Genomic DNA, 26551 nt, shown 5'->3' on the forward strand with positions numbered 1-26551 from the left:
CAAGGCGGTTTTGGCGCCGCCGCCCCTTTCGGGCCCGCCTCATCCGCCTCGATATTGGTCCGTTTACCGCATATTTTTCGCAATAGCTTTACATTGTAGAAAATGCGCGCATATTTGGTCCGAGTCCTGACTTTAATTCAGGCCGTAGGAGGATGCCCGATGACCCGTTTGATCACCCCCGCCCTGATCGCCGCCGCCTTGATCGCGCCCGGTCTGGCGCACGCCCAAACCCAGCCCGAAACGCAGGATAAGCCCCGTCTTCAGGCCGTTCGCGCCGAGCTCGACCGCGCTCAGACGCGCAGCTCTGCCGTCCAGCCGGTGATGATCTGTGAAACCGACGCCGCCACCCGGCGCGCCTACCAGCGCGAGTTCGGCGCCGCGCCCGTCTTCGTCACGGCGGAGGACGCCATGGCCGCGCGCCGGGCGGGTGAACATTGGGCCGCGCCCCGTTGCATGACCGAGCGGCAGTACGAGCGGCTGGTCTCCTCGACCCAGGACCGCGCCGGCCTCTAACCCCGTCGCGCATTAAAAAAGGGGCGCGGCCTTTGCGGCTGCGCCCCTTCGTCGTTCCGGCGTCGTTCCGGAGCACCGCCCCTATTGGGCGGGGGCCAGGTGTTTGTTCAGCCAGCCGAACACCTCATTGTGCCATTGCAGGCTGTTGGCCGGCTTCAGCACCCAGTGGTTCTCGTTCGGGAAGACGATCAGGCGGCTGTCGATTCCGCGGCGTTGCAGGGCGGTGAAGGTGGACAGGCCCTGAGCCGTCGGAATGCGGAAGTCCAGGTCGCCCTGGACCACCAGCATCGGCGTCTTCCAGTTCTCGACATGGTTGGCCGGGTTGAACTTCTGATAGCCCTCCGGCCTGTCCCACGGCGTGCCGCCGTATTCCCACTCGGTGAACCACAGCTCCTCGGTCGAATAGCCCATGCCGAAGGTGTCGAAGACCCCGTCGTGATTGACCAGGCACTTGAAGGCGTCCGACCAGTTGCCGGCGATCCAGTTGATCATATAGCCGCCGTAGGAGGCCCCCAGGGCGCAGGCGTTGGCGCCGTCCAGGAAGGCGTACTTCGCTTGAGCCGCCGCCCAGCCCTTCTGAAGGTCCTCCAGCGGCCGGTCGCCCCAGTGCTGGCTGATGGCGTCGGTGAAGGCCTGGCCGTAGCCGGTCGAGCCGTGGAAATCGATCATCACCACCGCATAGCCGGCGCCGGCGTAGGTTTCGGGATTCCAGCGATAGGACCAGCTGTCGCCGAACGAGCCCTGGGGGCCGCCATGGATCAGGAAGGCGACCGGATATTTGCGACCCTCGACATAGCCGACCGGCTTGATGACATAGCCGTGGACCGTCTCATTGTTCCAGCCGGGGAAGCTGAACTGCTCGTATTCCCCGAAGGCCTTGGCGTCCAGGGCCGGATTGGCCTGGGTCAGGCGACGCGGCGTTTCACGACCCAGATAGGTCTTGAAATACAGATCGCTGGGCGACTTCAGACTGTCCTGGGCGAAGACGAAGCCCGACGGCGTCTGCTGGAAGGCCGAGACATGGCCGGGTCCGGTGACCGGCGTCACCACCCCGTTGCGCGTATCCACCGCGAACAGCTTGGTCGAGCCGACGTCGCCGGCGGTCGTATAAAGGGTCTGGCCGTCGCGCGACCATTGCAAGGTGTCCGCCGAACGATCCCAGTTCGAGGCGATCTCGCGCTTCTGGCCCGACTGAACGTCCATCAGCACGATCTGATAACGATCGGCCTCAAAACCCGGACGCGCCATGGCGCGATAGGCCAGGGTGCGGCCGTCCGGCGAAAACACCGGGCCCGCGTCCCAGGCCGGATTTTCCTGGGTCAGATTGGTGAAGGTCCCGTCCCCGCTCAGGCCGTTGGTCTTCCACAGGTCGAAATTGGTGCTCCACGGCTCGCTCTTGCCGGCCAGACGCGCCGAAAAGACGATGGAGTCGCCGGCCGGGGTGAAGACGAAGTCGCTTTCGTCGCCGAACGGCTTGGACGGGGTGTCGCCGTCGAAGCCCTTGGTGACCCAGACCGGATTGCCGGTCGCCTGGCCGTTGCGGCCGATCGACTGGACGAACAGGTGGTTCTGGGTGTGGTCATTCCACGTGTCCCAATGGCGCACGAACATCCGGTCATAGACCTGGCCGGTCGACTTCCGCTCGGCCACGGCCTCGCCTGTCTCGACCGAGGCGTTCAGGTCGGCCGCGTCCGGATAGACGGCCAGAGACACCGCCACCTTGTCGCCCGAGGGACTGATCCGATAGGCGTTCACGTCCAGCGGCAGATTGGTCACCTGCACCGGCGCGGCCGTCGGCGAGGCGACGCGCCACACCTGGCTGGTCCCCGACTTGCCCGACAGGAAATACAGATTGCCGTCGGCGCCCCAGCGGGCGGTGTTGGCGCCCTGGTCCGAAATGGCCAGCCGGCGCGGCGCGGCGTCCGGCGTTTCCAGGTCCAATATCCACAGGCTGCCGCTGCGGCGGTTCGCCTCCACATCCGTCGTCGTCACCGAATAGACGACGTAACGGCCGTCCGGCGACACCTGCGGATCGCCCAGCCGGTTGGCCGAGATCATGTCCTGATAGGTGAAGGCGTCAGGCGTCGCGGCCGGCGCCGGAACCGGGGCGGGCGGAACCTGGGCCAGGGCCGGAGCGGCGCTCATCAGGGCGCCCGAGAAGGCGACGGCCGCGCAGGCGGCGAACAGGAGGGAACGGTGGCGCATGAAGCAGTCCTCGCAAAGCTTGCAGCGGCGAGGCGTAGCACCCTCGTTCGCCGGGCGGAAGTTGCTGACAGCTCAGAAGTTAGCTAAGCTGTTTGGACCAAGGAGCGCGACATGACCACCGTCACCGTCCACCACGCCAAGACCCATCTCTCCAAACTGATCGCCGCCGCCGAACGCGGCGAAGAGGTGGTGATCGCCCGCGGCGACAAGCCGGCGGTGCGGATCGTGCCGTTCGAGGCGGCGAAACCTGAACGCAGGCGAGGTCGGCTGAAGGGCATGGGGCGTTTCGACGAGAGCTTTTTTGATCCGCTGCCCGAAGAGGAACTCCGCCTCTGGGAGGGCCGGGGAGATTGAACCTCCTGCTCGATACCCACGCCCTGATGTGGTGGGTTTGGGACGACGAACGGCTGTCGGGCGCAGCCGACGACGCCATCCGGAACGCTGACGCCGTCTTTGTCAGCAGCGTGTCGGCCATCGAGATCGCGATCAAGTTTCGCATCGGCAAGCTGCCGAACGCCCACGCCCTGGCCGAGCAGTTTGCGGACGTCATGCGTCGAGAGGGGTTCGCCGAACTCCCTGTGAGCTGGCGCGAAGCCAGCCTGGCCGGTCGGATGGCCGGCGATCACCGCGACCCTTTCGACCGGCTGCTGATCGCCCAGGGCCTGCTCAACGACCTGACCCTGGTCTCGAACGAAACCCTGTTCGACGGCTTCGGCGTGGCCCGGCTCTGGTAGGCTTGCTCCCTTTCGCCGAACCGGCGACAAGCGGTCGTCCATGAATTCCGCCGCCCTTCCCGTCCGCCGCTCGCCCCACATCGTCGATGTGCTGATCGCCGAGCGTGCGCCCCGTCTGACCGCCTCGCCGCTGTGGCCGGCGGTGCGCCCGCTGCTCTATTCGATCTTGAACTACAAGGCGGCCGTGCGGATGGCCGACGCTGTGCGTGACCGCTCGGGCTCCGAGAGCCTGGACTATGTGTCGGACCTGCTTCGGCTGAAGGTGACGGCGTCCCCTCTGGACCGCCTGCCCGCGACGGGCCGGTGCGTCGTCGTCGCCAACCATCCGACCGGCATAGCCGACGGGGTCGCGGTCTATGACGCCGTAAAACGGCGCCGTCTCGACGCGGTCTTCTTCGCCAACGCCGACGCCCTGCGCGTCTCGCCCCGGCTCGCCGAGACGGTGATCCCGGTCGAATGGGTTCACGACAAACGCACCCGCGAGAAGACCCGCGCGACGCTGAACGCCGCCAAGGCGGCCTTCGAAGCCGAACGCTGCGTGGTCATGTTCCCCGCCGGCCGTCTGGCCCGCGTCGGCGCCGACGGCCTGCTGACCGACCCCGAATGGGCGCCGACCGCCGCCTCCCTGGCGCGGAAATACGGCGCGCCGGTCGTGCCCATGCACGTCGCCGGCCCCTACAGCCGGCTGTTCCACCTGTTCGACAAGGTTTCGCAGGAGCTGCGCGACGTGACCCTGTTCCACGAACTGCTGAACAAGGCGGGCAAGCCTTTCGATATCTTGGTCGGCCGCCCCATCCCGCCCGAACGGCTGGACGTGGACGCCGTAAAGGCCACCGTGGCGCTGAAACATTTCACCGAACGCACCCTGGCCGCCGATCCAGACGCGGTCTTCCCATGAAGGTCGAACTCCCTGACGCCGAGGCCACCACCCGTCTGGGCCAAGTCATCGCCCCCCTTCTGGCGCCGGGCGACAGCCTGCTGCTGTACGGGCCGCTGGGCATGGGCAAGTCCACCCTGGCGCGCGGCCTGATCCGCGCCCTGACCACGCCGGACGAGGAGGTGCCGAGCCCCACCTTCACCCTGGTCCAGTTCTATGAATCCGACCTGCCCGTCGCCCATTTCGACCTCTATCGCCTGACCCGGCCGGAAGAAGCCTTCGAGATCGGCCTGGACGAGGCCCTGGACGAGGGCTGCGCCCTCATTGAATGGCCCGAGCGGCTGGGCGAGGATCCGGGCCGGTTCTTGGGGCCCGACCGCCTTGTCATTGAGATTTCCGAACACGGCGACGGCCGTGTTGCGACCGTTTCCGGCGTAGGCCGGTGGGAAGACCTGATCGACCATGTCCGTCTCTGATCGCGAACAGCTTCGCCTCGACTTCCTGGCCGCCGCCGGCCTGGCCGAGGCTGCGCGCGCGCCTCTGCCGGGCGACGCCTCGACGCGGCGCTACGAACGGCTGACCCCGCCGGGCGGCCCCACCCTGATGCTGATGGACCAGGCGCCCGCCGCCGAGAGCCCGCCCGCCGATCCGGCCTGGACGCCCGAGCAGCGTCACGCCGCAGGCTGGAACGCCGTCGCCCGCCTTTCGGCCGGTCGGATCGAGGCCTTCGCCGCCGTCGCCGCCCATCTGAAGTCGCTGGGTCTGTCCGCGCCTGAAATCCCGGCCTTGGACGCGCCCAACGGCCTGGCGGTGCTGGAGGATTTCGGCGACGCCCTGTTCGCCCGCGTCATCGAGGACGGCGCCGAGGAGACGCCCCTCTATCTGACCGCCATCGAGGCCCTGGCCGCCCTGCACGAGGCCGGGACCCCGCCTGAGGTGCTGACCGGTCCCGGCGGCGACTGGCCGCTCCTGACCTATGACGAGACGGCGCTCCAGGGCGGGGCCGACCTGTTCGTCGACTGGTTGCCCCGTCTGGACGCGCGCGTCGCCTTCGACGCCGCCGCGGTGGCGGAATGGCGAGAGGCCTGGGCGCCGATCGTCGCCTCGGGCGCCGCCGGGGCCTCGGTCATGGCCCACCGCGACTATCACGCCGAGAACCTGATCTGGCTGCCCGAGCGTGAAGGCGCCGCCCGCGTCGGCATGATCGACTTCCAGGACGCGGTGCGCGCCCACCCGTCCTGGGATCTGCACTCCCTGCTTCAGGACGCCCGCCGCGACGTGTCGCCGGCGCTGGAGGCCGAGGCCCTGGACCGCTATTTCGCCCTTCGCCCCCAGGTGGACCGCGCCGCCTTCATGGCCGACTATGCCGGGCTAGCCGCGCTGAACGAGGCGCGGATCATCGGCATCTTCGCCCGACTGATCGCGCGGGACGGCAAGCCCCGCTACCGCCAGTTCCTGCCGCGCATGTGGCGGCATCTGAACGCCAATCTGGACCAGCCGGCCCTGGCGCCCGTCGCCCGCTGGTTTGATCGCCACGTCCCTGTCGAGGTGCGCGCATGACCCCGCCGAAAACCGCGATGGTGCTCGCCGCCGGCCTGGGCACCCGGATGCGCCCCCTGACCGACGACCGGCCCAAGGCCCTGGTCGAAGTGGCGGGCCGCGCCCTGATCGACCATGTGCTGGACCGGCTGGCCGACGCCGGGGTGGAGACGGTGGTCGTCAATGTCCACTGGTTCGCTGACCGGCTGGAAGCCCATCTGGCCGCGCGCGGACGCGGCCCCCGCATCCTCCTCTCCGACGAACGGGCCGAACTGCTGGAAACCGGCGGCGGCCTGAAGAAGGCCCGCCCCCTGCTGGGCGACGATCCGATCTTCGTCGCCAATATCGACAGCGTCTGGATCGACCGGGGCGACGCCCTGTCAGACCTGATCCGCCTGTGGAACCCGGACACGATGGACGCCGCCCTGCTGCTGGCCCGCCGCGAGGGCTCCATCGGCTTCGAGGGCGACGGCGACTTCTTCCTGGCCGAGGACGGAAAACTGACCTTCCGCGGCGACGCCCCGTCCGCCCCCTTCGCCTATATGGGGGTCCACATCACCCGCCCCGGCTATGCCGACCAAGGCCCCGACGGCCCCTTTTCCCTCAGCCCCCTGTGGCGCAAGTCCGCCGCCGAGGGCCGTCTCTACGGCTGCGTTCTGGACGGCGACTGGATGCACGTCGGCGATCCCCAGGCGCGGGATCAGGCCGAGGTGAAATTGGCGGGATTGGAGTGAGCGCGTTCGATCCCTTCACGGCGTCCTGCCCCCGCTGGTACGCCGTCCCCGCCCACCGGCCCTTCCTCGAAGACCTGGCCGCCGGCGTCCTGGCCTGGCTGGGCGATCTGCCGCCCGAGACCCTGTCCGACGCCACCCTCCTTCTGCCCAACCGGCGCGCCGCCCGCGCCTTCACCGGCGCCCTGTCGAAACTCTCCCAAGGCCGCCCCGTCCTGCTGCCCCAGGTCCGGCCGCTGGGCGATCTGGAGGAGGACGAGCCCCCCTTCACCCCCGGCGCCCTCGGCCTCGACCTGCCGCCCGCCATCCCCGCCCTGACCCGCCGGTTCGAGATGGCGCGGATGATCGTCGAGCAGTTCGACGACAGCCTGACGCCGATGCGGGCCCTGGATCTGGCGGATGCGCTCGGCGGCTTCCTCGATTCCTGCCAGCTGGAAGAGGTTCCGAACCCCGAACGGATCGCGACCCTGGTCGACGGCGAAATGGCCGAACACTGGGAACGCTCGGCCGAATTCCTGGGCCTGGCGGTCGAGGCCTGGCCCAAACGCCTCGCCGAACTGGGCCTGGTCGATCCAGCCTGGCGCCGCGCCACGCTTCTGCGCCGCCTCGCCGAACTGTGGGACCACACGCCCCCGACCCAGGCCGTCATCGCCGCCGGTTCGACCGGCACCGTCCCCGCCGCCGCCGACGTCCTGGGCGCCGTGGCCAGAGCGCCCCTGGGCTGCGTCGTCCTGCCCGGCCTCGATCTCGATCTGGACGCCCAGGTCTGGGACCGGCTGGACGAACAGCATCCGCAGAGCGCCATGAAACGCCTGCTGGACCGGGTCGAAGTCGCCCGCACCGACGTCCGCCCCTGGTTCGCCCCGTCCCAGCCGCCCGCCGCCCTCGCCCGCGGCCAGGCCCGCCAGCGTCTAGTCAACGAGGCCCTGCGGCCCGCCGAGGCCACCGACGACTGGCGCCGCGCCATCCGCGACCTCCGCTCGACCGCCGCCGCGCGCGGCGAGGCCCGCGACCCCATAGCCGAAGGTCTGCAAGGCCTGTCCCTGCTGACCGTCCGCGCCGAGGAGGAGGCCGCCGCGGCCATCGCCCTGATGATGCGCGAGACGCTGGAAACCCCCGGCAAGACCTGCGCCCTGGTCACCCCGGACCAGGCCCTGGGCCGCCGCGTCGCCGCAAGACTGGAACGCTGGGGCGTGGTCCCGGATTCCTCGGCAGGCAGCCCCCTGTCGCGCCTGCCCGCCGGCGCCCTGGTCGATCTGTGCGCCCGCTGGATCGCCGATCCCGTCCAGCCCCATCTGCTGCTGGCGATCATCAAACACCCGCTGGTCCGGTTCGACCTGGGCGACGCTCCTCAGGCCGCCGCCGTCGCGGCGCTGGAAGAGCACGCCCTGCGCGGCCCGCGCCCCCGCGACTTCGCCGCCGTGCGCCGCCGTCTGCTGGAAGCCGTTCAGCCCGACCGGCGCGGCAAGGCTCCGCCCGAGTGGAAACGGGAACGCCTGTCGGCCGCCACCCGCCTGGTCGAGCGTCTGCAAACCGCCGTCGAGACCGCTACCGCCGTCTTCACCCCCGACGCAGACCTGAACGTCGCCGCCTCCGCCCTGACGCGCCTGATCGAGACCCTGGCCGGCCAGGACGCCTGGGCCGGTCCCGACGGCGAGGCCGCCGCCGCCCTTCTGTCCGGCCTGATCGAGGGGGGCGCCGCCCTGGGCCGTATCGACCGGGCCGACCTGGCCGAGCTGACCTCCTCCCTGGTGCGCGAGACCGTGGTCCGCACCGGGGGCGCCACCCATCCGTCTCTGCGGATCCTGGGGGCCATAGAGGCGCGGCTTGTGCGCGCCGACCGGATGATCCTGGCGGGCTTGGAGGAAGGCGTCTGGCCCCAGGCCGCGCCCACCGACCCCTTCCTGTCGCGCCCGATGCGCAAGGCCCTGAGCCTGCCCCCGCCCGAACGCCGCCTGGGCCAGACGGCACAGGACTTCGTCCAGGCCGCCTGCGCCGAGGAGGTGATTCTGGTCCACAGTGAACGACGCGGCGGCCAGCCTGCCGTCCGCTCCCGCTGGCTGTGGCGGCTGGAGATGCTGACGCGGGGGGCGGGAGTCGACCTGCCCCGCCCCAGCACCGTCCTGGACTGGACCCGCGCGCTCGACGCCCCTCCGCCCGGACCGCCGCGCTTCGCCAAACGGCCCGAGCCGCGCCCGCCGGTGCATCGCCGCCCGCGCAGCCTCTATGTCACCCGCATCGAACGCTGGGTGCGCAACCCCTACGCCATCTACGCCCTGTGGGTGCTGGGGCTGGAGGCGATGGAGCGTCCCGGCGCGTCCGCCGAAGCGCTCGCCCGCGGCGACGCCGTCCACGCCGCTGTCGAACGGCTGACGCTGGACTGGCCCCATGACCTGCCCGACGATTGCGAAACCATCCTGCACGACCATCTGCTGCGCGAACTGGGCGCGCGCGGGTTCGAGGACGCGGCCATGGCGCGCGAGGCGCCGCTCGCCCGCAACTGCGCCCGCTGGCTGACCGATTTCGAGCGCCGCCGCCGCGCGCGCGGGATCGAAATCCTGGTCGAGCAACAGGGCGCCCTGACCTTCGACGCCCCCGCCGGCCCCTTCACCGTCAAGGCCTTCGCCGACCGGATCGAACTGTCGTCCGACGGGGCGGCGGTGATGGACTTCAAGACCGGGGCGGCGCCGTCCGCCAAACAGGTCAAGTCCGGCTTCGCCCCGCAGTTGACCCTGACCGCCGCCATCCTGGCCGACGGCGGGTTCGAGGGCGCCAAGGGCCCGGTCACGCCCGACGAACTGACCTATGTCCGCGTGGTCGGGCGCAAGACGGCGGGCGAGGTCATCACCCGCGCCTCGGGCGCCGAGGCCGCCGACCTGGCCCAGGCGGCGCTGGAGGGGCTGAAGCGCCGCGTCGCTCGCTTCGACGACCCGAACACCCCCTATGTCTCCTGGGCCGCGCCCCAGTTCATGGGCGCCCAGGGCGGCAACTACGACCATCTGGCCCGCGTCTGGGAATGGTCGGTGATCGGCGACGGGGACGAAGAATGAGCGTGTCCCCCCAGATCGTCGCCGCCGACCCGCGCCTGACCGTCTTCGTCACCGCCAACGCCGGCTCGGGCAAGACCACCACCCTGGTCAACCGGGTGGCGCGACTGTTGCTGGATCAGGTCGATCCCGGCGCCATCCTGTGCGTCACCTACACCAAGGCCGCCGCCGCCGAGATGCAGGCCCGGCTGTTCGACCAGCTGGGCGGTTGGGCCGTGCTGGACGACGCCGCCCTGTCGCGTGAACTGGCCCGGCTGGACGACGGCGATCCGCAGACCCTCGATCACGCCGCCCTGTCCCGCGCCCGCAAACTGTTCGCCCGCGCCCTGGAGACGCCGGGCGGGCTGAAGATCCAGACCCTTCACGCCTTCTGCGAGAAGCTGCTGCGCCGGTTCCCGCTGGAGGCCGGGGTCTCGCCCCGCTTCACCGTTCTGGAAGACCAGGCCGCCACCGCCCTCAGCCATGCCGCGCGCGAGGACCTGGCCCGCGCCGCCGTCGCCGACCCGGACGGCCCTGTCGGCCAGGCCTACAGCCATTTCGCCGTCGAACTGGACTGGCAGCGGTTCCAGGCCCTGCTGTCGATGATCGAGGCCAGGCGCGCCGATCTGCTGGACTATATCGACCGGGCCGAGGCGGGGGCCGCGCCGGACCCTTACGCCCTGACCGGCGCGGAAGCGGGCCGCAGCCCGGAAGACCTGGAGCGGGACTTCGTCGCCTGGATCGACCCCGCCGAATGGAACCGCATGGCCGAGGCCATGGCGACCGGCTCGACCAATGACAAGAAGATCGCCGACGCCATGAGCGTGGCCGCCCCGCCCCAGGCCGGCTTCGCCGCCCTGGCGGGCGTCTTCTGCACCCAGGCGGGCGAGCCGCGAAAAAGCATGGGCACCAAGTCGGCGCCCCAGGGCGCCGTCGGCTGGCTGTTGGACCTCCAGACCAAATACCTCGCCGCCCGCGAGGCCCTGCGTAAGGCCAAGGTCGCCGACGACACGATCAAGGTCCTGACCCTGGCCCGCGCCCACGCCGCCTTCTACGAGGCCGCCAAGGCCCAGCGCGGCGCCCTGGACTTCCCCGACCTGGTCGCCCGCGCCGCCGCCCTTCTGACCCGCAGCGGGGCCGCCGCCTGGGTGCTGTACAAGCTGGACGGCGGGGTCGACCACGTCCTGATCGACGAGGCCCAGGACACCGCCCCCGACCAGTGGGCCATCGTCCGCGCCCTGACCGGGGAGTTCTATTCCGGCCAGACGTCGGGCCGCACCGTCTTCGCCGTCGGCGACGAGAAACAGTCGATCTACTCCTTCCAGGGCGCCCGACCCGAGCGCCTGCGCCAGGAACGAGATGTCTACAGTCAGCTGGCGATAGGGGCGGGGCTGGAATACCGCGGACCCGAGCTGAACACCTCCTACCGCTCGACCGAAGAGGTGCTGACCTTCGTCGACGCCGTCTTCGCCGATCCCGACCGCACCCGCGCCCTGACCGGCCCCCAGGGCGACATCGCCCGTCACATCCCCGCGCGGGTCGGCCAGCATGGCTCCATCGACCTGTGGCCCCTGTTCCTCGACGAGCCCGCGCCCGAGACCGACGCCTGGGACGATCCGGTCGATCAGGAGAGCGCCGGCAGCGCCAGGAAACGCCTGGCCCGCGACCTGGCTCGCGAAATCCGCCGCCAGGTCGAAAGCGGCCTCGCCGTCTTCGACAGCCGAACGCGGGATCTGCGCCCCGCAGGCTATGGCGACTACATCGTCCTGGTCCGCCGACGCGACGCCACCTTCGAGGAGATCATCCGCGCCCTGAAGACCGAGGGCGTCCCCGTCGCCGGCGCCGACCGGCTGAAACTGTCCAGCCATATCGTCTTCGACGACCTGATCTCCCTGGCCCGCTTCGCCCTCTTCCCCGACGACGACCTGTCCCTGGCCGAGGTGCTGCGCAGCCCCCTGTGCGACGTGGACGAAGACGGCCTCTACGCCCTCGCCGGGCGCGAGAACCGGAAGGGCGGCCAGCTGTGGCGCGACCTGCGCGACCGGGCGCACGAACGCCCGGAATGGACCCGCGCGCGAGATGCGCTCCAGGCCGCCATAGCCGCGCGCGGCGACGACCCGTTCGCCTTCTTCTCCCAGGCCCTGAACCGGGTGGACGACTTGGGGCTCTCCGGACGCGCCCGCATCCTGGCCCGGCTGGGCCGCGAGGCCGAGGAAGCCATAGACGAGACCCTGAACCAAGTTCTGGCGGCCGAGAACCGCGGCGCGATCGACCTTGAATCCTGCCTCGCCCAGCTCGAGGCCGCCGACGTGGAGGTGAAGCGCGAACTGGAGGGCGCGCGCGGCGAGGTCCGCGTCATGACCGTCCACGGCGCCAAGGGGCTGGAGGCGCCCATCGTCATCCTGCCCGACACCACCATGAAGGCGAAGGCCCAGGGGCCGTCCCTGATGCCCGCCGTCACGCCCGAGGGCGAAGGCGAAGCCTGGCTGATGGCGCCCGGCTCGGCCCGTGACGACTGCCCCGCCTCGGCGGACGCTCGCGCCGCGCGCCAGGCCCGCACCGACGACGAGACCCTGCGCCTGCTCTATGTGGCCCTGACCCGCGCGCGGGACCGCGTCATCGTCATGGGCCGCGCCTCCAGCCGGGGCGCCGAGGCCGGCAGCTGGTGGTCGGTGATCGCGGAGACCTTCGACCGGCTGGGGGATCAGGTGCGCGAGGTGGAGAACGGCGTCCGCCGCTTCGGCGTCGATCCCGAACATCGCCCGACCCAGGCCGCCGCGACCGCCTCCGCCGACGCCCTGCCCGCCTGGGCCGCAGTGCCGCCCCCGCCCGACGCCGCCGCCCGCTTCGCCTCGCCGTCGCGGATGGAAGGCCAGGTCCGCATCCCCGCCCCCTCGCCGCTCGCCCGCAGCGCGGCCGGCGGCGCGTCTTTGGGCCGGTTCCGCCGCGGCGACCTGATCCACCGGCTGCTGGAGCGCCTGCCCGAGATCGCGCCCGCCGACCGCCCCGACGCCGCCCGCCGCCTTCTGGCGCGCGAGACCGATCTGGACGAGGCCCAGCGCGCCGAGATGATCGCCGCCGCCTTCTCCGTGCTGGACGACGCCCGCTTCGCCCCCGTCTTCGGCCCCGGCTCCCGCGCCGAGGTGGCCCTGACCGGCGCCCTGGCCGGCCCCCCGGCCGGCCTATCGAACGTGGCGATCAACGGCCGGATCGACCGACTGGTGGTCACGCCCGATCGGGTGCTCGTGATCGACTACAAGACCAACCGCCCCGCCCCCGACGCCCTGGACCGGGTCGATCCCGCCTATGTGCTTCAGGCCGCCGTCTATGTCGCCGTGCTGAAACGCCTCTACCCCGACCGCCCGGTCGAGGCCGCCCTGGTCTGGACCGACGGACCCAAGCTGATGCCGATCCCGCAGGCCATGCTGGATGCGGCGTTGGCGGACAGTTGAATTGCCCGCGATTCGCTCCCACATCTGCCTCCGAACCCGGACAGACCGGACCATCTCAACATGCGCTCAAGCCGCTCGCCCCTACGGGCCCGGCGACCGCGCCCCAGGGAGCCATTCATGGCGACAGTCAAAGTCACGGACGAAAGCTTCGACGCCGACGTCCTGAAATCCTCCACCCCCGTCCTGGTGGACTTCTGGGCGGAATGGTGCGGCCCCTGCAAACAGATCGGCCCGGCTTTGGAACAGATCGCCGACGAACTGGGCGGCCAGGTCACCGTGGCCAAGATCAACATCGACGACAGCCCCCTGACCCCGTCCAAACTGGGCGTGAAGGGCATCCCCACCCTGATGCTGTTCAAGGACGGTCAGATGGCCTCGATGAAGGTCGGCGCCATGCCCAAGGGCAAGATCGTCGAATGGCTGGCCGAGGCGGGCGTCAAGGCCGACGCCGCCTGATCTCGGACGAAATCTGAACGACAGACGCCCGCCGGTACCGACCGACGGGCGTTTTTGCTAGAAGGCCGCTCATGAGCGACGAAACCCCGCCCGACCACATCCCGGACGACATCCCCGGCGAAACCCCGGTTCAGAAGGCCCTGCGCCTGAAGACCGCCAAGCTGGAGGCTCGGCCCAAGCCGCCGCGGGGCGGACGCTTCCAGCGCGAACAGGCCGCCCGCCTCGCCGCCGGCAAGTCCAAACCCTGGATGACCCGCTAGACGGGCCAGGTCTCCGGGCTGGCGCCCAGCACCTCGCCCGCCAGATACAGAGACCCGCAGATCGCCACCCGGCCCGCACCGAACCGCAAGGCCAGGTCCAGGGCCTCGCCGACCGAGCCCGCCGGGGTCGCCGCCAGACCATGGCCGCGCGCCACGGCCGCCAGGGCCGCAGGCTCGGCCGCCGCCCCGTCGAAGCCGACGGTGAAGACCGTGGCCTGGCTGTCCTTCAGGGCCGCAAAGAAACCACCGGCGTCCTTATTGCCCAGCATGCCGCAGATCAGGGCCAGGGGGCGCGGCGCCCGCGCCTGACGCTCGGCGAGAAAAGCCGCCAGCGCCCGTCCGGCATGGGGATTGTGCCCCCCGTCCAGCCACAGCTCCGCCTCCGCCGCCTTGGCCGCCTGCCCATAGGGTCCGGTCGAGATCCGCTGCAGCCGCGCCGGCCACCGCACGGCCTTCAGCCCTTCGATGATCGCGCTTTCCGGCAGATCCAGCTCCAGGGCGGCGGCTATGGCCACGGCCGCATTGTCGATCTGGTGCGCGCCCGCCAGGGCGGGCGCCGGCAGGTCCATGAACAGGTCCGCCGTCTGGAAGGCCATGCCGCCCCGCTCGGCCCAGGCGTCGAAATCCACCCCCAGCACCGTCAGCCGCGCACGGACGTCGGCGGCCCGGCGTTCGATGGCCTTGAACGCCTCCTCACGCTGGCGCCCGATCACGCCCGGCGCCCCCGCCTTCAACACCCCGGCCTTTTCCGAGGCGATCCCGGCCAGGTCCGTGCCCAGAAACTCGGCATGATCATAGTCGACCGGGGTGATCACGCTCAGCAGCGGCCGCTCGATGACGTTGGTGGCGTCCAGCACCCCGCCCAGGCCGACCTCGATCACCGCCAGATCGGCCGTTGTCTCGGCCATGGCCAAAAATGCGGCGGCGGTGGTGCTCTCGAACACCGTGGCCTCGCCGGACACGCCCTCGATCCGGTCGAGGATGGCGTTCAGATGATCGTCCTCGATCAACCGCCCCGCCAGCCGGATCCGCTCGTTGAACCGCACCAGATGGGGCGAAGTATAGGCATGGACCTTCAGCCCCGCCGCCTCGGCGACGGCCCGGATCAGGGCTACGGTCGATCCCTTGCCGTTCGTCCCCGCCACATGGACCACCGGCGGCAGCCGATGCTGCGGATCGCCCAGGGCCGCGCACAGGGCGCGCATCCGGTCCAGCGACAGATCAATCCGCTGCGGATGTCGGGCGCGCAGCCGCTCGGAGATGGGGTCCAAGGCCGTCAGGCCGCCTGGCGGTTTCCGCCCATCAGCATGGACAGGATCCGGCCCAGGACTTGGGGCAGATCGGCGCGGGTCACGACCCGGTCGACCATGCCCTTCTCCTGCAGATATTCGGCGCGCTGGAAGCCCGGCGGCAGTTTCTCGCGGATGGTGGCCTCGATCACGCGCGGACCGGCGAAGCCGATCAAGGCCCCCGGCTCAGCCAGATGCACGTCCCCCAGCATGGCGTAGGAGGCGGTCACCCCGCCCGTGGTCGGGTCGGTCAGCACCACCACATAGGGCAGTTTCGCCGACTTCAGCTCTTCGATGGCCAGGGTGGTGCGCGCCATCTGCATCAGCGACAGGGCGCCTTCCTGCATCCGCGCCCCGCCGGCGGCGGTGAAACAGACCAGCGGAACCTTGCGGGCCACGGCCTCGCGCGCCGCCTTGATGAAGGCCTCGCCCGCCGCCATGCCCAGCGACCCGCCCATGAAGGTGAAGTCCTGAACGATCACCACCGCCTTCTGACCGCCGACCGAACCCCAGCCGATGGCCATGGTGTCCTTGCGCCCCGCCGCCTTGCGCGCGGCGTTCAGCCGGTCCTTGTAAGACTTGCCGTCCGAGAACTTCAGCGGATCTTCCGGCACGTCCGGCGTCTCGATGGGCTCGTATTGGCCGCCGTCGAAGGTGGCCTTCAGCCGCGTCGGCGCATCGATCCGCATATGGCGGCCCGACGGCGTCACCCACAGGGCGGCCTCCAGGTCCGAGCGGTACAGCATCTCGCCGGTGTCGGGGTCCTTGACCCACAGATTGTCGGGGGTGTCGCGGCGCGAAACGATCTTGCGGACGCCGGGCGCGAAACGGCTCAGCCAGCCGCCGCGCTTTTCCTGGGGTTTGTTCTTCTCGACCATGGGCGGGCTCTTAGACGGTTTCCGTCACGGAAGCACTAGTCACCGATCGAACCGCGTCGCCCAGCGCCTTGACCCGGGCCAGCACGCGCGTCGCGGCTGGCTCATTGGCCTCCACAGCGGCGGCCACCTCGTCCACCAGGGCCGAGCCGACCACCACCGCGTCGGCGACGCGGGCGATCTCGGCTGCCCGTTCCGGCGTCTTGACCCCGAAGCCGACCGCGACCGGCAGGCCCGAGGCCTTGCGCACCCGCTCCACCGCCGGCGCCACGACGTCGGCCTTCGCCTCCTTGACCCCGGTCACGCCCGCGACGGCGACATAATAGACGAAGCCCGAAGTGCCCTGGACCACGATCTTCAGCCGTTCGTCGTCCGAGGTCGGGGTCGCCAGGCGGATCAGCGAGATCGAAACCTTGTCCAGCGCCTCGATCAGCGGCCCGGCCTCTTCCGGCGGGCAGTCCACCACGATCAGCCCGTCGATGCCGCACTCGGCCGCATAGGCGGCGAAGGCGTCGTATCCCAGGCTCTCGATCGGGTTCAGATAGCCCATCAGTATGATCGGCGTCGTCTGGTCGTCCTTGCGGAACTCCCGCGCCAGATCCATGGTCGAGCGCAGGCCGAAACCCGCCGCCATGCCTCGGATCGCCGCCCGCTGGATCGGCGGCCCCTCGGCCATCGGATCGCTGAACGGAAAGCCCAGTTCGATGATGTCGGCCCCGGCGGCAGGCAGCCCCTTCAGGATCGCCAGCGCCTCTTCGCGCGACGGATCGCCCCCCATCACATAGGGGATAAAGGCCGCCCGGCCCTCGGCCTTCAGTGCGGCGAAACAGGCGTCGATACGGGCGGTGGTCATTGGGTCGATGCGTCCGAAGCAGGCTTCTCGGCGGCGGCGGCCTGCCCGCACACGTCGCCCGGAATGGTGGCGAAGCCCAGATAGGCGGGCAGTTCGGCGACGGCGACCCTGGCCGTGTCGTAGAAGGCGACCATCTGCATACCGTCGCAACCGCCGCCCTCGCGACGCTTGATCAGGACGACGCGGTTCTCGTCGCCGCCCGCCGCCAGCCAGTTCTTTGTCGCCAGATCGGCGATATAGGCGTCGGCCAGGGCGCCGACCTGACCGAGGGGCGCGGTCACGCACCAGGCGCGGCCCGCCAGATTGTTCAGACCGCCGCAATCGGGCGACAACTGCGCGCCGGGCAAAAGGCCGACATCGGCCGGTTTAACGTCCACCGGCGTCTGGGCCTGAACGGCGGTCGAAAGGCTCAGGGCGGCGGCGATCGCCGACAGGCTGCGGATCACAATTCCACTCCCAGATGACGGGCGACCTGGAAGATGTCCTTGTCGCCCCGGCCCGACATCAGCAGGACGACATCGCCGCCCTTGCCGACTTCGCGCGCCACTTCGCCGGTCCGCGCCAGGGCGTGGGCCGGTTCCAGGGCCGGAATGATGCCTTCCAGCTTAGAGCACAGCTGGAAGGCCTCCAGCGCCTCATTGTCGGTCGCCGAGCGATATTCGGCCCGGCCGATGTCGTGCAGCCAGGCGTGCTCCGGCCCGATGCCGGGATAGTCCAGCCCGGCCGAGATCGAATGGCCCTCGACGATGTTTCCGTCCTCGTCCTGCAACAGATAGGTCCGGTTGCCGTGCAGAACCCCGGACCGCCCGCCCTTCAGCGAGGCCGCGTGGTCCGGCGTGTCCAGTCCGTGGCCCGCCGCCTCGACCCCGATCAGCCGCACGCCTTCGTCCTCGATGAAGGGGTGGAAGGCGCCGATGGCGTTCGATCCGCCGCCGATACAGGCCACGACGGCGTCCGGCAGCTTGCCGAACTGAGCCTGGGACTGGCGCTTGATCTCCTTGCCGATCACCGACTGGAAGTCGCGCACCATGGCCGGATAGGGGTGCGGACCCGCCGCCGTGCCGATGATGTAATAGGTGTCCGAGACATTGGTCACCCAGTCGCGCATCGCCTCGTTCATCGCGTCCTTCAGGGTCGCGGCGCCGGCGGTGACGGGGAAGACCTCGGTCCCCAACAGACGCATGCGGAAGACGTTCGGCTGCTGCCGCTCCACATCGACCGCCCCCATATAGACGGTGCAGGGCAGGCCGAACCGCGCCGAGACGGTGGCCGAGGCGACCCCGTGCTGGCCGGCGCCGGTCTCGGCGATGATCCGGGTCTTGCCCATGCGGCGCGCCAGCAGGATCTGGCCCATACAGTTGTTGATCTTGTGCGCGCCCGTATGGTTCAGGTCCTCGCGCTTCAGCCAGATCTTCGCGCCGCCGAAATGTTCGGTCAGGCGTTCGGCGAAATACAGCGGGCTCTCGCGCCCCACATAATGGGTCAGATAGCCGTCCAGTTCGGCCTGGAAGCTCGGGTCCGTCTTCGCCGCCTTATAGGCCGCGTCCAGCTCGTGGATCAGCGGCATCAGGGTCTCGGCCACAAACTGCCCGCCATAGGGCCCGAACCGTCCCTGCGCGTCCGGCCAGGCGTAGGCGTTGGACAGCGACTGGGCGGGATCAGGGGCTTGGATGGGGGTTTGAGCGTTCACGGTTTCGACTTTCACGCGGAGAGGCGTCGTAATTACGACCGGCGCGCGTTTTGGATGAAGGCCGCGATCCGGTCGGCGTCCTTAACACCCGGCGCGCTTTCGACGCCAGAGGAGACGTCCACCATCGGCGCCCCGGCGATCCGCAGCGCCTCGGCCACATTGTCGGGATTGAGCCCCCCCGCCAGGAACCACGGATGACGGAACGCCCGATCCGCCAGCAGGGTCCAGTCGAAACTGTGCCCCACCCCGCCGGGCAGGACCGACCCCTCCGGCGGCTTGGCGTCGAACATCAGGTGCTCGGCGTGATAGTCCCATTCGTCGGCGGCGGCGAAGTCGTCGCCGTGCCGGATCGGCATGGCCTTGATCACCCCCGCCCCGGTCAGGGCCCGCACGGTTTCCGCCCGCGACGGGCTCTCAGCCCCGTGCAGCTGGATAAAGTCCGGCCTCAGCGTCCGCGCGATCTCTTCCAGCAGGGCGTCGTCCGGATCGACCGTCACCGCCACGATCTTCGCCCGCCCCCGCGCCCGCTCGAACAGGTCGGCGGCCGCCGCAAGCGCCAGGTGGCGCGGGCTCTTAGGGAACACCACCGCCCCCACGAAATCCGCCCCGCCGCCCAGGGCGGCGTCCAGTGTGTCGACGGTGGCCAGGCCGCAGATCTTGATCTTGGTCGTCATGGGACGATCACCGTCAGCCCTATGTCGCGGGCGACCGACGCCATATCCTCATCAAGGGTCGCCAAGCTGCAGCCATGCCTCGCCGCCAGCGCGAGATGAAGCGCATCGGGAGCGCGCAATCTCACGTCGTTTTTCACCAGGCGCCGCGCTTCCACCATGTCCCCGTCAACCACAGAAAGGACGACCCTGCCTCTCAACCATTGGTCCAGTTGCAGTTCGAACTCGCGCCGATCCCTGTCGCGCAGATTGCGCATACGAGTCTTCACCGCCAAGGCGGAGGAAAACTCTGTGAGAGCCCAACTGCTCATGACGAAGGCATCGACACCCGCGATCCAGACCGACGCCCGCTCAGTGTGCTTGTCGGTCTGAAACAGGGACATCAGGACGCTGGTGTCCAGATAGACGGTCAAATCTCTTCGTTCCGCATCCGGCGCAAGAGGGTTACGGAGTCCATCTCGGCTTCAGACTTGATCCGCACACGTTTCAGCCAGTCCATGTCCATCGGCCCTGACGTCGGCTCGACCTCCTGCGCCGGCTCCAGTCGCGCCACAGGCACGCCGCGCCGTGTGATGGTCACGGCCTCGCCCGCCAGCATGCGATCCAGCAGCTTGGGCAGGTTGTTCTTGGCTTCGGCGACGGAGTAGCTGGACATGGCCATCAAGATAGCCATCTGACCGTCCAATGTCCAATCAGTCGAAGATTAGCGCGATCTCCTCTGGCGTCAGCAGCCGCCACTGCCCCGGCGCCAGATCGGCCGGCAGCGTCAGCCCGCCCAGCCGCTCGCGATGCAGGGTCTCCACATGGTTGCCGACGGCGGCGAACATGCGGCGCACCTGGTGATAGCGTCCCTCCGTCACCGTCAGCAGGGCCTCGGTCGGGGACACGACCTCCAGCACGGCGGGCGCCAGTGGCTTGTCCTCGCCCTCCAGCACCAGCTCGCCGGAGGCGAACAGCGCCCCTTCCGTCCCCGTCAGCGGCCGCGCCAGTCCGGCGCGATAGACCTTGGCCACATGGCGTTTGGGACTGATCACCCGGTGCAGCAGGTCGCCGTCGTCGGTCAGCAGCAACAGGCCGCTGGTCTGTTTGTCCAGCCGGCCGATGGTCGAGATGGCCGGATCGCGCCGCCGCCACCGATCCGGCAGGATGTCATAGACCAGCGCCCCCTCCTCCTTGTGGGAACAGGTCATGCCCAGCGGCTTGTTCAGCAGGATCACCAGACCCTGGACCGGGTCCAGCGGCTCCCCGTCGATCTCCATCCGGCTGGGCAGGTCCGGCGTCACGGCGATCCGCCTCGACACGTCCGTCAGGTCCGCACCGTCCAGCACGATCCCGCCCGCCTTGGCCATCCGCGCCATCTCGGCCCGCGACCCGTAGCCCATCGAGCCGAGCAGTCGATCGACGCGCGAGGTGGGGGTCTTGGTCATGTCGCACCCCCGACGCCCGTCATCCTAGGGCTTGTCCCTAGGATCCAGACTCCCGGTGCGTCGGCAGACAGCACTCCCGTCGAACACCGGGAGTCTGGATCCTCGCCACAAGGGCGAGGATGACGGCTCAGAGAAGAGCGCCTCACTTCACCGCCTCGAACAGCTTGTACCCGCCCTCGTCGGCGACCAGTCGCACCCGGCCGAAGGCGGCGTTCAGCTCGGCCTCATAGGGCAGATGCCGATTGGCCACGATCCAGGCGACCCCGCCCTTCTTCAGCAACTCCGCCGCCTTGCGGATAAAGGCCTGGCCCAGCCGTCGATCCTCGGCCCCGCCGTCGTGGAAGGGCGGATTGCTGACGACGAAGTTCAGTTCGCCCGCCGCAGCCAGCGTTCGCACGTCGGCCCATTCAAAGCTCGCCCGCGAGTCTTCGACATTCTTCCGCGCCGCCTCGATTGCGCGGCGATCCAGGTCGATCAGCCGCAGACCCGTCACCCCCGGCGAACGCAGGACCACCGTCGCCAGAGCCCCGTAGCCGCAGCCGAGATCGGCGCCCGCCCCCTTCAGCGCCGGCAGGTGTTGCGCCAACAGGGCCGAGCCTGCGTCGATCCGGTCCCAGGCGAAGATCCCCGGCTGAGACCAGGCCTCCAGCCCCGGCACGATCCGCGCCGCCCCCTCGGCTATGGCCTCGTCGATCCCGGCCATCGTCTCGGGTCTGATTACGATGCAACGCCGGTGGTGCGCCTTGGCCGTCTCGCCCACCTCGACGCCGAAGCCGGTCAGCTCCTTCTTCAGACGCGACCCGCCCTTGTCCTTCAAGGCCATGACGTCCAGCCGCCCCCCGACCTTCAGCGCCTTCAGCGCCAGGGCCAGGGTGTAGCGCCGCTCCAGCACGCCGGGCGGGGCGTAGATCATGATCTCGTCGACCGAGCCTTCGCTCACAGCCTCCAGGGCGGTCGAGCCGGGGATCAGGGGCGAGACTTGGATCGCGGCGCCGGCGCCGGCGCTGGGCGGATCGAAGACGACCGGCGGTCGGCCGTAAAGAAGCGTGCTCATGCCCCGCCCCTTAGAGGCTGGGGGCGAAAATCGCCAGCCGGGGCGTCAGAACCCCGCCTGCAACAGGGCCAGACCGACCACCCCGACCACGATCCGCCACCAGGCGAAGGGGCCAAAGCCGTGCTTGGAGACGAAGTCCAGCAGGAAGCGCACCACCACCAGGGCCGTCAGGAAGGCCACCACGAAGCCCACCGCGATCAGACCGACGTCGCTGAAGTCCAGCGTCTTATGGTTCTTCAATAGGTCATAGGCCACCGCCGCCCCCATGGTGGGCAGGGCCAGAAAGAAGCTGAACTCGGCCGCCGACCGCTTGTCGGTCTTCAGCAACAGGCCGCCGGCGATGGTGGCGCCGGATCGCGATACGCCGGGGATCATGGCCAGGCACTGGAACAGGCCGATCAGAAAATAGACCCGCATCGGATACTGGCTGGCGTCCAGCCACTGCGGCCGCTTGTCCATCCGGTCCAGGGCCAACAGGATCACCCCGCCGACGATCAGGGCGACGCAGATCACCTGGGGCGTTTCGAACAGCACGTCTTTGATGAAGCCATAGGCCAAAAAGCCGACCGCCACGGCGGGCGCAAAGGCCAGCAGCAGGCCGATCAGGAACCGCCGCGCCTCCGGATCAACAGGCCAGCGCGTGGCCAGGGTCCACAGCCGTTTGAAATAGACGCTGACGATGGCCAAGAGCGCCCCCAGCTGGATGACGATCTCGAACGTCTTGCCCGCGCTCTCGAAGCCCATGAAATGGCCCAAAAGCAGCATGTGCCCGGTGGAGGACACTGGAATGAACTCGGTCAGTCCTTCGACCAGGCCGAGAATGATCGCCGCAAGCCAGTCCGACATGAAGTCCCCGTCACAGGCCGGAGGTCAGTGCGCGCCCGGCTCGGGCCCCACATAGCGCAATCGCGCCCGGATAGGCGAGCCGTCCGTCGCCTGATCCACAGCATGGGCCAAAAGGCCGACCAGCCGCCCCAGCAGCAGCAGGTCGCCCGCCCCCGTCGGCCCCAGGTCCAGCCGTCGCGCGATCAGGGCCAGGGCCAGATGGAAGCCGGCCGGCCGGCCCGCCGCCGCCTCGCCCTCGGCGAGCAGGGCCTGGAGATCGACCGGCAGCCCCGCCGCCTCCAGCAGGGGTCGCGCCCGCGGATCGATCCGGCCGAAGGCCGCCGTCTCCTCGAAGCCCGGAACCCCGCCCTTCAGGGCCAGCCAGCGTCGCGCCGCGCCCGACGGGTCGCGCCGCGCCTCCCCGACATAGGCCACGACCTCGCCCAGTTCGCCCAGAGGGGCCCCGCTCAGGGTGGTGATTCCGGCCAGGACCGCCCCGGCCAGGGGCGCGCCGCCGAAGGCCGCCGCCCGCGTCGCCAGCACCGCCTCGTCCAGACCGCAGTCGGCCCCCAGCACCAGGGCGCGGCGGATCAGATGGCTGTCGCGTTCGAACGCCTTGAAGCCGCGCGCCAGCCTCTGGTGCAGATACAGGCGCGGCCCGGGCCCGGAGACGCTGTCCACCACCTCGTTCAGCAGCGAGGCCGCCTCCTGTTTCAGGCCCGCCGGATCGTGACTACGCAGTGAGCGGTCCTCGATCGCGCGACGGCCCAGTACGGCCAGAACCCGCCTCTGGGTCGAACCGCCGACGATCGGATCGATACGCGGCTTCAGTCCGACGAAGGGGTCCCCGTCCCGCACGTCCCACAGCAGGCGGGCCGCCGCCTCGACGGTCGCCGTCTCAGCCAGCTGCACCGCGTCCAGACCGCGATAGAACAGCCGGCCTTCGGCGATCAGGCCTACGGAGGATTGAATGTCGGCCTCGCCGCGCGCCGCCGCCCCCACGACCGGCGCCCGCACCTCGGTCTCGCCTTCGGCCCCGTCGCCGCACAGGCGGGCCACGTCGGCGGCGGCGTACAGGCTTCTGCGGGGATCGGAGGGGTCGGGACGGGCGGCGATCCGGCCCCGACTGACATAGGCGTACAGGGTCTGGGCCTTGACCCCCAGCCGGGTCAGGGCCTCATGTCTCGCGATCCAGCGTTCGTCAGCGTCCATGCCGCCCCCACGACTACGACCGATGCCCCGTATGAACGGAGACCGGCATAGCGCCGTTTCGTGTCCTTAACCCTAATGACGCGCCCGATCCAGTTGGACCAGTCCAAATGAGCGCCCCGGTTGGCTTTCCGCCACGATTGCGCGACAAGACCAGCCGATGACGCCGACGCCCGCCCCCGCCCGACCGCCCGCCCCGACCCCTTCGGAGGATCCGCATCTGGCCACGCGCCGCATCACGCGGCTGTCGGTCGGGGCGGCCCTGACCCTGATCGCGCTGAAGGCCTTCGCCCTGGGCGCCTCCGGCTCGGTCTCCATCCTGGCCAGTCTGACGGATTCGGTTCTGGACCTGGCGGCCTCCCTGGCCACCTTCTTCGCCGTGCGCTGGGCCGCCGCGCCCCCGGACGAGGATCATCGCTACGGCCACGGCAAGGGCGAGGCCCTGGCGGCCCTGGTCCAGGCGGGTCTGGTCTTCGCCTCAGCCCTGTTCATCGGCTGGGAGGGGCTGCAGCGCATCTTCGACCCGCGTCCCGTCACCGCCGGAAGCTGGGCCGTGGGGGTGGTCATCGCCTCCATCGCCGTCACGGGCTGGCTGGTCTGGATGCAGACCCGCGCCCTGAAGACCAGCGGCTCCCTGGCGGTCGCGGGCGACCGCGCCCATTACGCCGCCGACCTGGCCTCCAATCTGGTGGTGCTGGTCGGGGTGATCTCGGGCGCCTTCCTCGGGGCGCCGGGCCTGGACGCCGCCGCCGGACTGGTGGTCGCCGTCTGGCTGTTCTGGGGCGCGATCGGCATGTTGAGGGCCGCCGCCGACCATCTGCTGGACCGCGCCGTCCCGGAAAGCGACCGCGCCGCCATCGCCCAGGCCGTCCTGGCCGACCCCCGCATCCAGGGCGTCCACCAGCTGCGCACCCGGATGGCCGGTTCGGTCATGATGATCCAGATGCATGTCGATCTGGACCCCGATCTGCGTCTGGAGGCGGCCCACGCCATCGTCGTCGAGGCCGAACGCCGCGTGCTCAGCCACTATCCCACGGCCGACATCCTGATCCACGCCGACCCGCGCCGGCGCGCCGTCGCCCCCGCCGCGTCCGAACCGGCGCCCGCCGCCGAGGCCCAGGCCCCTGCTGCGGACACGCCGCCGGCCCCGCCCAAAGGCCCCTGGTCCTGACCGCCCCGCCGTCGATGCGGTAAACGGACATTAACGGGTGCGGGCGCATCTAGGGCCTATGTCCGGCTCCTGCGTCCTGTTCCACTTCCCCTTCCAGCCCGCCTCGCGCGCGGCGCGCCTGGGCCTGGGCGAGGCGCGGATCGAATGGACCGATACGCCGGTTCGTCCGTGGGAAGAGGATTGCCCGGTCAATGATCTGAACCCCTCGGGCCTGCCGCCCGTCGTCCAGACGACCGACCGCGGTCGCCCCCTGACCCTGTGCGAACTGCCCGCCGTCCTGGGCTGGATCGAGGACCAGCAGAAGTCCCCCCTGCTCCTGCCCGCCGACCCCGCCGAACGGGCCGAGGCGCGCCGCCTGACCGGCTGGTTCGAGCGCCGCTTCACCGACGAAGTCGACGCCGTCCTTCTGCACGAGCGGATGGAGAAACCCCTGCTCAAACTGGGCCCGCCCGAGGCCCGCGCTTTGCGCCACGGCCGCGACGCCCTGAAATCCCACCTCGCCATGCTGGAAGACCTGGTCGCCGCCCGCGACTGGCTGGCCGGCCGCCGGCTGTCCCAGGCCGACCTGATCGCCGCCGCCCACCTGTCGGTCCTCGACTATTTCGGCGAGGTCCAGTGGACCCACTGGCCCGCGCTGAAGCTCTGGTACTCCAAGGTCAAATCCCGCCCCTGCTTCCGCCCCCTGCTGGCCGACCGCTTCGTCGGCGTCCCCCCGTCGGGGTGGTATGCCGACCTGGACTTCTAAAGCGCCTCGGCCCCCAATCGCGCGATCCACAGCTTCGCTCGACTGATCAGCTCATCCTTGCGGCGCAGGTCCGAGACGTCCTCCGGCAGACGGTCCAGCTGTTCGAAGCGGAAATCCTCGGGTGCGTGCGCCTTCCAGGCCGCCTGGAGCGACCGATAGGGGCTGCCGCCGTGACGCAGCGCGAACCACAGGCCGTTCTGTTCGGTGTCGATGTGGCGGCTCTTGCCGACCCAGACCTGGCCCGTCGCGCTGCAGATCACAGCATAGACCCCGGCGATGGTCGGCCGCTCCTTATATTCCGCGATCAGGGTCTTGCGATCTGTCTGGGTCATGGCGCTCTCTTATTTATCCGGGTATAAATATGACGACTAATTTTATCCGGGTAAATACATGGGCGACGAAAATCGCAATCTGGTTCTGTTCGACGGCCCCCGCCGCATCGCCAGAGGCTCGGACGCCGCTGTAGCGGCCGCCTTGCGCAAGGCCCTGGAGGCGGCGCCTCAAGCCGCGCTGCGCGTGTTCGATCTGGCGACCGGTCGGCCGGTCGACCTGGACCTCCGCGAGACAGAAGCCGCTCCGGCCGCCAGGCGCGGCCGTCCGCGCCTGGGCGTCGCCGCGCGCGAGGTCACGCTCCTGCCCCGCCACTGGGACTGGCTGGCCAGCCAGCCGGGGGGCGCCTCGGCCGCCCTGCGGCGTCTGGTGGACCAGGCCCGCAAGACCGGCGCAGACGACGACGCGCGGCGCCGCCGCACCGAGGCCGCCTATGGCTTCATGGTCGAGATGGCCGGCGACGCCCCCGATTTCGAAGAGGCCAGTCGCGCCCTGTTCGCCGGCGACCGCGACCGGCTCGCCGCCCTGATCGCCCCGTGGTCGCCCGACATCCAGGCCCAAATCCTTGAGCTGTTCGACGGCGCCGCATCGACCGAATGACCGCCCCAGGATCCTCTCC

The 26551-nt window shown here is 69.9% G+C and carries 28 protein-coding genes; 14 read left to right on the plus strand and 14 right to left on the minus strand.

What is annotated here, in order from left to right; genetic code table 11:
* The first annotated feature begins 159 nt into the window (after positions 1-159).
* On the plus strand, positions 160-513 hold the full coding sequence (locus AC1RKE_RS03440) for a hypothetical protein (RefSeq protein ID WP_054764123.1): 354 nt from the start codon (positions 160-162) through the stop codon (positions 511-513).
* A gap of 81 nt (positions 514-594) precedes the next feature.
* Here the strand turns inward: AC1RKE_RS03440 and AC1RKE_RS03445 are convergent, their stop codons facing one another.
* The gene (locus AC1RKE_RS03445; RefSeq protein WP_348684667.1) at positions 595-2718 is read right to left on the minus strand and encodes a S9 family peptidase; all 2124 of its coding nucleotides are present in this window, start codon (positions 2716-2718) and stop codon (positions 595-597) included.
* 111 nt (positions 2719-2829) lie between these two features.
* On the opposite strand from AC1RKE_RS03445, the gene AC1RKE_RS03450 reads away from it, so the two are divergent.
* The 10 genes from AC1RKE_RS03450 to AC1RKE_RS03495 all read left to right on the plus strand — a co-directional run bounded on the left by AC1RKE_RS03450 (position 2830) and on the right by AC1RKE_RS03495 (position 13793).
* Positions 2830-3072, plus strand: coding sequence for a type II toxin-antitoxin system Phd/YefM family antitoxin (locus AC1RKE_RS03450; RefSeq protein WP_054764125.1), 243 nt, complete (start codon positions 2830-2832; stop codon positions 3070-3072).
* Positions 3069-3452 (plus strand): type II toxin-antitoxin system VapC family toxin, encoded by a 384-nt coding sequence (locus AC1RKE_RS03455; protein ID WP_054764126.1) that lies wholly within the window; start codon positions 3069-3071, stop codon positions 3450-3452. Before AC1RKE_RS03450 ends, AC1RKE_RS03455 begins: the two co-directional genes overlap by 4 nt.
* Positions 3453-3492: 40 nt before the next feature.
* A complete protein-coding gene (locus tag AC1RKE_RS03460; RefSeq protein ID WP_054764127.1) occupies positions 3493-4350 on the plus strand; it encodes a GNAT family N-acetyltransferase in 858 nt (285 codons plus the stop codon).
* Positions 4347-4805 (plus strand): tRNA (adenosine(37)-N6)-threonylcarbamoyltransferase complex ATPase subunit type 1 TsaE, encoded by a 459-nt coding sequence (gene tsaE, locus AC1RKE_RS03465; RefSeq protein ID WP_054764128.1) that lies wholly within the window; start codon positions 4347-4349, stop codon positions 4803-4805. The genes AC1RKE_RS03460 and tsaE overlap by 4 nt, the downstream gene beginning before the upstream one ends.
* Positions 4792-5889, plus strand: a complete 1098-nt coding sequence (gene amgK, locus AC1RKE_RS03470; protein WP_152949097.1) for an N-acetylmuramate/N-acetylglucosamine kinase AmgK — start codon at positions 4792-4794, stop codon at positions 5887-5889. The genes tsaE and amgK overlap by 14 nt, the downstream gene beginning before the upstream one ends.
* Positions 5886-6602 (plus strand): N-acetylmuramate alpha-1-phosphate uridylyltransferase MurU, encoded by a 717-nt coding sequence (gene murU / locus AC1RKE_RS03475; RefSeq protein ID WP_395942039.1) that lies wholly within the window; start codon positions 5886-5888, stop codon positions 6600-6602. Before amgK ends, murU begins: the two co-directional genes overlap by 4 nt.
* On the plus strand, positions 6599-9649 hold the full coding sequence (addB, locus tag AC1RKE_RS03480) for a double-strand break repair protein AddB (protein ID WP_395942040.1): 3051 nt from the start codon (positions 6599-6601) through the stop codon (positions 9647-9649). The genes murU and addB overlap by 4 nt, the downstream gene beginning before the upstream one ends.
* Positions 9646-13077, plus strand: a complete 3432-nt coding sequence (gene addA / locus AC1RKE_RS03485; RefSeq protein WP_348683795.1) for a double-strand break repair helicase AddA — start codon at positions 9646-9648, stop codon at positions 13075-13077. The genes addB and addA overlap by 4 nt, the downstream gene beginning before the upstream one ends.
* 117 nt (positions 13078-13194) lie before the next feature.
* Complete coding sequence (trxA, locus tag AC1RKE_RS03490; RefSeq protein WP_191558857.1) at positions 13195-13533, plus strand: thioredoxin; 339 nt, start codon at positions 13195-13197, stop codon at positions 13531-13533.
* Positions 13534-13604: 71 nt separating this feature from the next.
* On the plus strand, positions 13605-13793 hold the full coding sequence (locus AC1RKE_RS03495) for a hypothetical protein (RefSeq protein ID WP_183217897.1): 189 nt from the start codon (positions 13605-13607) through the stop codon (positions 13791-13793).
* Here AC1RKE_RS03495 and AC1RKE_RS03500 read toward each other — a convergent pair.
* The 12 genes from AC1RKE_RS03500 to AC1RKE_RS03555 form a co-directional block, all read right to left on the minus strand.
* A complete protein-coding gene (locus AC1RKE_RS03500) occupies positions 13790-15064 on the minus strand; it encodes a bifunctional folylpolyglutamate synthase/dihydrofolate synthase (protein ID WP_348683793.1) in 1275 nt (424 codons plus the stop codon). The two genes, AC1RKE_RS03495 and AC1RKE_RS03500, sit on opposite strands and share 4 nt — an antisense overlap.
* Before the next feature lie 5 nt (positions 15065-15069).
* Positions 15070-15960, minus strand: coding sequence for an acetyl-CoA carboxylase, carboxyltransferase subunit beta (gene accD / locus AC1RKE_RS03505; protein WP_348683791.1), 891 nt, complete (start codon positions 15958-15960; stop codon positions 15070-15072).
* Between the two features lie 10 nt (positions 15961-15970).
* Positions 15971-16810 (minus strand): tryptophan synthase subunit alpha, encoded by an 840-nt coding sequence (trpA, locus tag AC1RKE_RS03510; RefSeq protein WP_348683789.1) that lies wholly within the window; start codon positions 16808-16810, stop codon positions 15971-15973.
* Entirely contained in the window at positions 16807-17256 is a 450-nt protein-coding gene (locus AC1RKE_RS03515; protein WP_348683787.1) for a hypothetical protein, read from the minus strand. The genes trpA and AC1RKE_RS03515 overlap by 4 nt, the downstream gene beginning before the upstream one ends.
* Positions 17253-18455 (minus strand): tryptophan synthase subunit beta, encoded by a 1203-nt coding sequence (gene trpB / locus AC1RKE_RS03520; RefSeq protein ID WP_348683799.1) that lies wholly within the window; start codon positions 18453-18455, stop codon positions 17253-17255. Before trpB ends, AC1RKE_RS03515 begins: the two co-directional genes overlap by 4 nt.
* Before the next feature lie 77 nt (positions 18456-18532).
* Complete coding sequence (locus AC1RKE_RS03525; RefSeq protein WP_395942069.1) at positions 18533-19174, minus strand: phosphoribosylanthranilate isomerase; 642 nt, start codon at positions 19172-19174, stop codon at positions 18533-18535.
* A complete protein-coding gene (locus AC1RKE_RS03530; RefSeq protein WP_395942068.1) occupies positions 19171-19584 on the minus strand; it encodes a type II toxin-antitoxin system VapC family toxin in 414 nt (137 codons plus the stop codon). Before AC1RKE_RS03530 ends, AC1RKE_RS03525 begins: the two co-directional genes overlap by 4 nt.
* Complete coding sequence (locus tag AC1RKE_RS03535; protein WP_182714770.1) at positions 19581-19844, minus strand: type II toxin-antitoxin system Phd/YefM family antitoxin; 264 nt, start codon at positions 19842-19844, stop codon at positions 19581-19583. The genes AC1RKE_RS03530 and AC1RKE_RS03535 overlap by 4 nt, the downstream gene beginning before the upstream one ends.
* A gap of 19 nt (positions 19845-19863) precedes the next feature.
* On the minus strand, positions 19864-20598 hold the full coding sequence (locus AC1RKE_RS03540; protein WP_395942067.1) for a pseudouridine synthase: 735 nt from the start codon (positions 20596-20598) through the stop codon (positions 19864-19866).
* Positions 20599-20740: 142 nt separating this feature from the next.
* Positions 20741-21652 (minus strand): class I SAM-dependent methyltransferase, encoded by a 912-nt coding sequence (locus AC1RKE_RS03545; RefSeq protein WP_348684798.1) that lies wholly within the window; start codon positions 21650-21652, stop codon positions 20741-20743.
* A gap of 45 nt (positions 21653-21697) precedes the next feature.
* A complete protein-coding gene (locus AC1RKE_RS03550; RefSeq protein WP_348684800.1) occupies positions 21698-22498 on the minus strand; it encodes an undecaprenyl-diphosphate phosphatase in 801 nt (266 codons plus the stop codon).
* A 24-nt stretch (positions 22499-22522) separates the two neighbouring features.
* Positions 22523-23689 carry a citrate/2-methylcitrate synthase gene (locus AC1RKE_RS03555; protein ID WP_333897560.1) on the minus strand — a complete coding sequence of 389 codons (1167 nt, stop codon included), beginning with the start codon at positions 23687-23689 and terminating at the stop codon, positions 22523-22525.
* A gap of 157 nt (positions 23690-23846) precedes the next feature.
* Here AC1RKE_RS03555 and AC1RKE_RS03560 point away from each other — a divergent pair, with 157 nt between their 5' ends.
* Positions 23847-24857, plus strand: a complete 1011-nt coding sequence (locus AC1RKE_RS03560) for a cation diffusion facilitator family transporter (protein WP_333897561.1) — start codon at positions 23847-23849, stop codon at positions 24855-24857.
* Positions 24858-24915: 58 nt separating this feature from the next.
* The gene (gene fzlA / locus AC1RKE_RS03565) at positions 24916-25602 is read left to right on the plus strand and encodes an FtsZ-binding protein FzlA (RefSeq protein WP_191554653.1); all 687 of its coding nucleotides are present in this window, start codon (positions 24916-24918) and stop codon (positions 25600-25602) included.
* Here the strand turns inward: fzlA and AC1RKE_RS03570 are convergent.
* Entirely contained in the window at positions 25599-25934 is a 336-nt protein-coding gene (locus AC1RKE_RS03570) for a GIY-YIG nuclease family protein (RefSeq protein ID WP_152949115.1), read from the minus strand. The two genes, fzlA and AC1RKE_RS03570, sit on opposite strands and share 4 nt — an antisense overlap.
* Before the next feature lie 58 nt (positions 25935-25992).
* Here AC1RKE_RS03570 and AC1RKE_RS03575 point away from each other — a divergent pair, with 58 nt between their 5' ends.
* A complete protein-coding gene (locus tag AC1RKE_RS03575; protein ID WP_054764148.1) occupies positions 25993-26532 on the plus strand; it encodes a DUF2239 family protein in 540 nt (179 codons plus the stop codon).
* Positions 26533-26551 lie beyond the last annotated feature (19 nt).

It is taken from the genome of Brevundimonas sp. GW822-FHT03E11 (assembly GCF_058801445.1).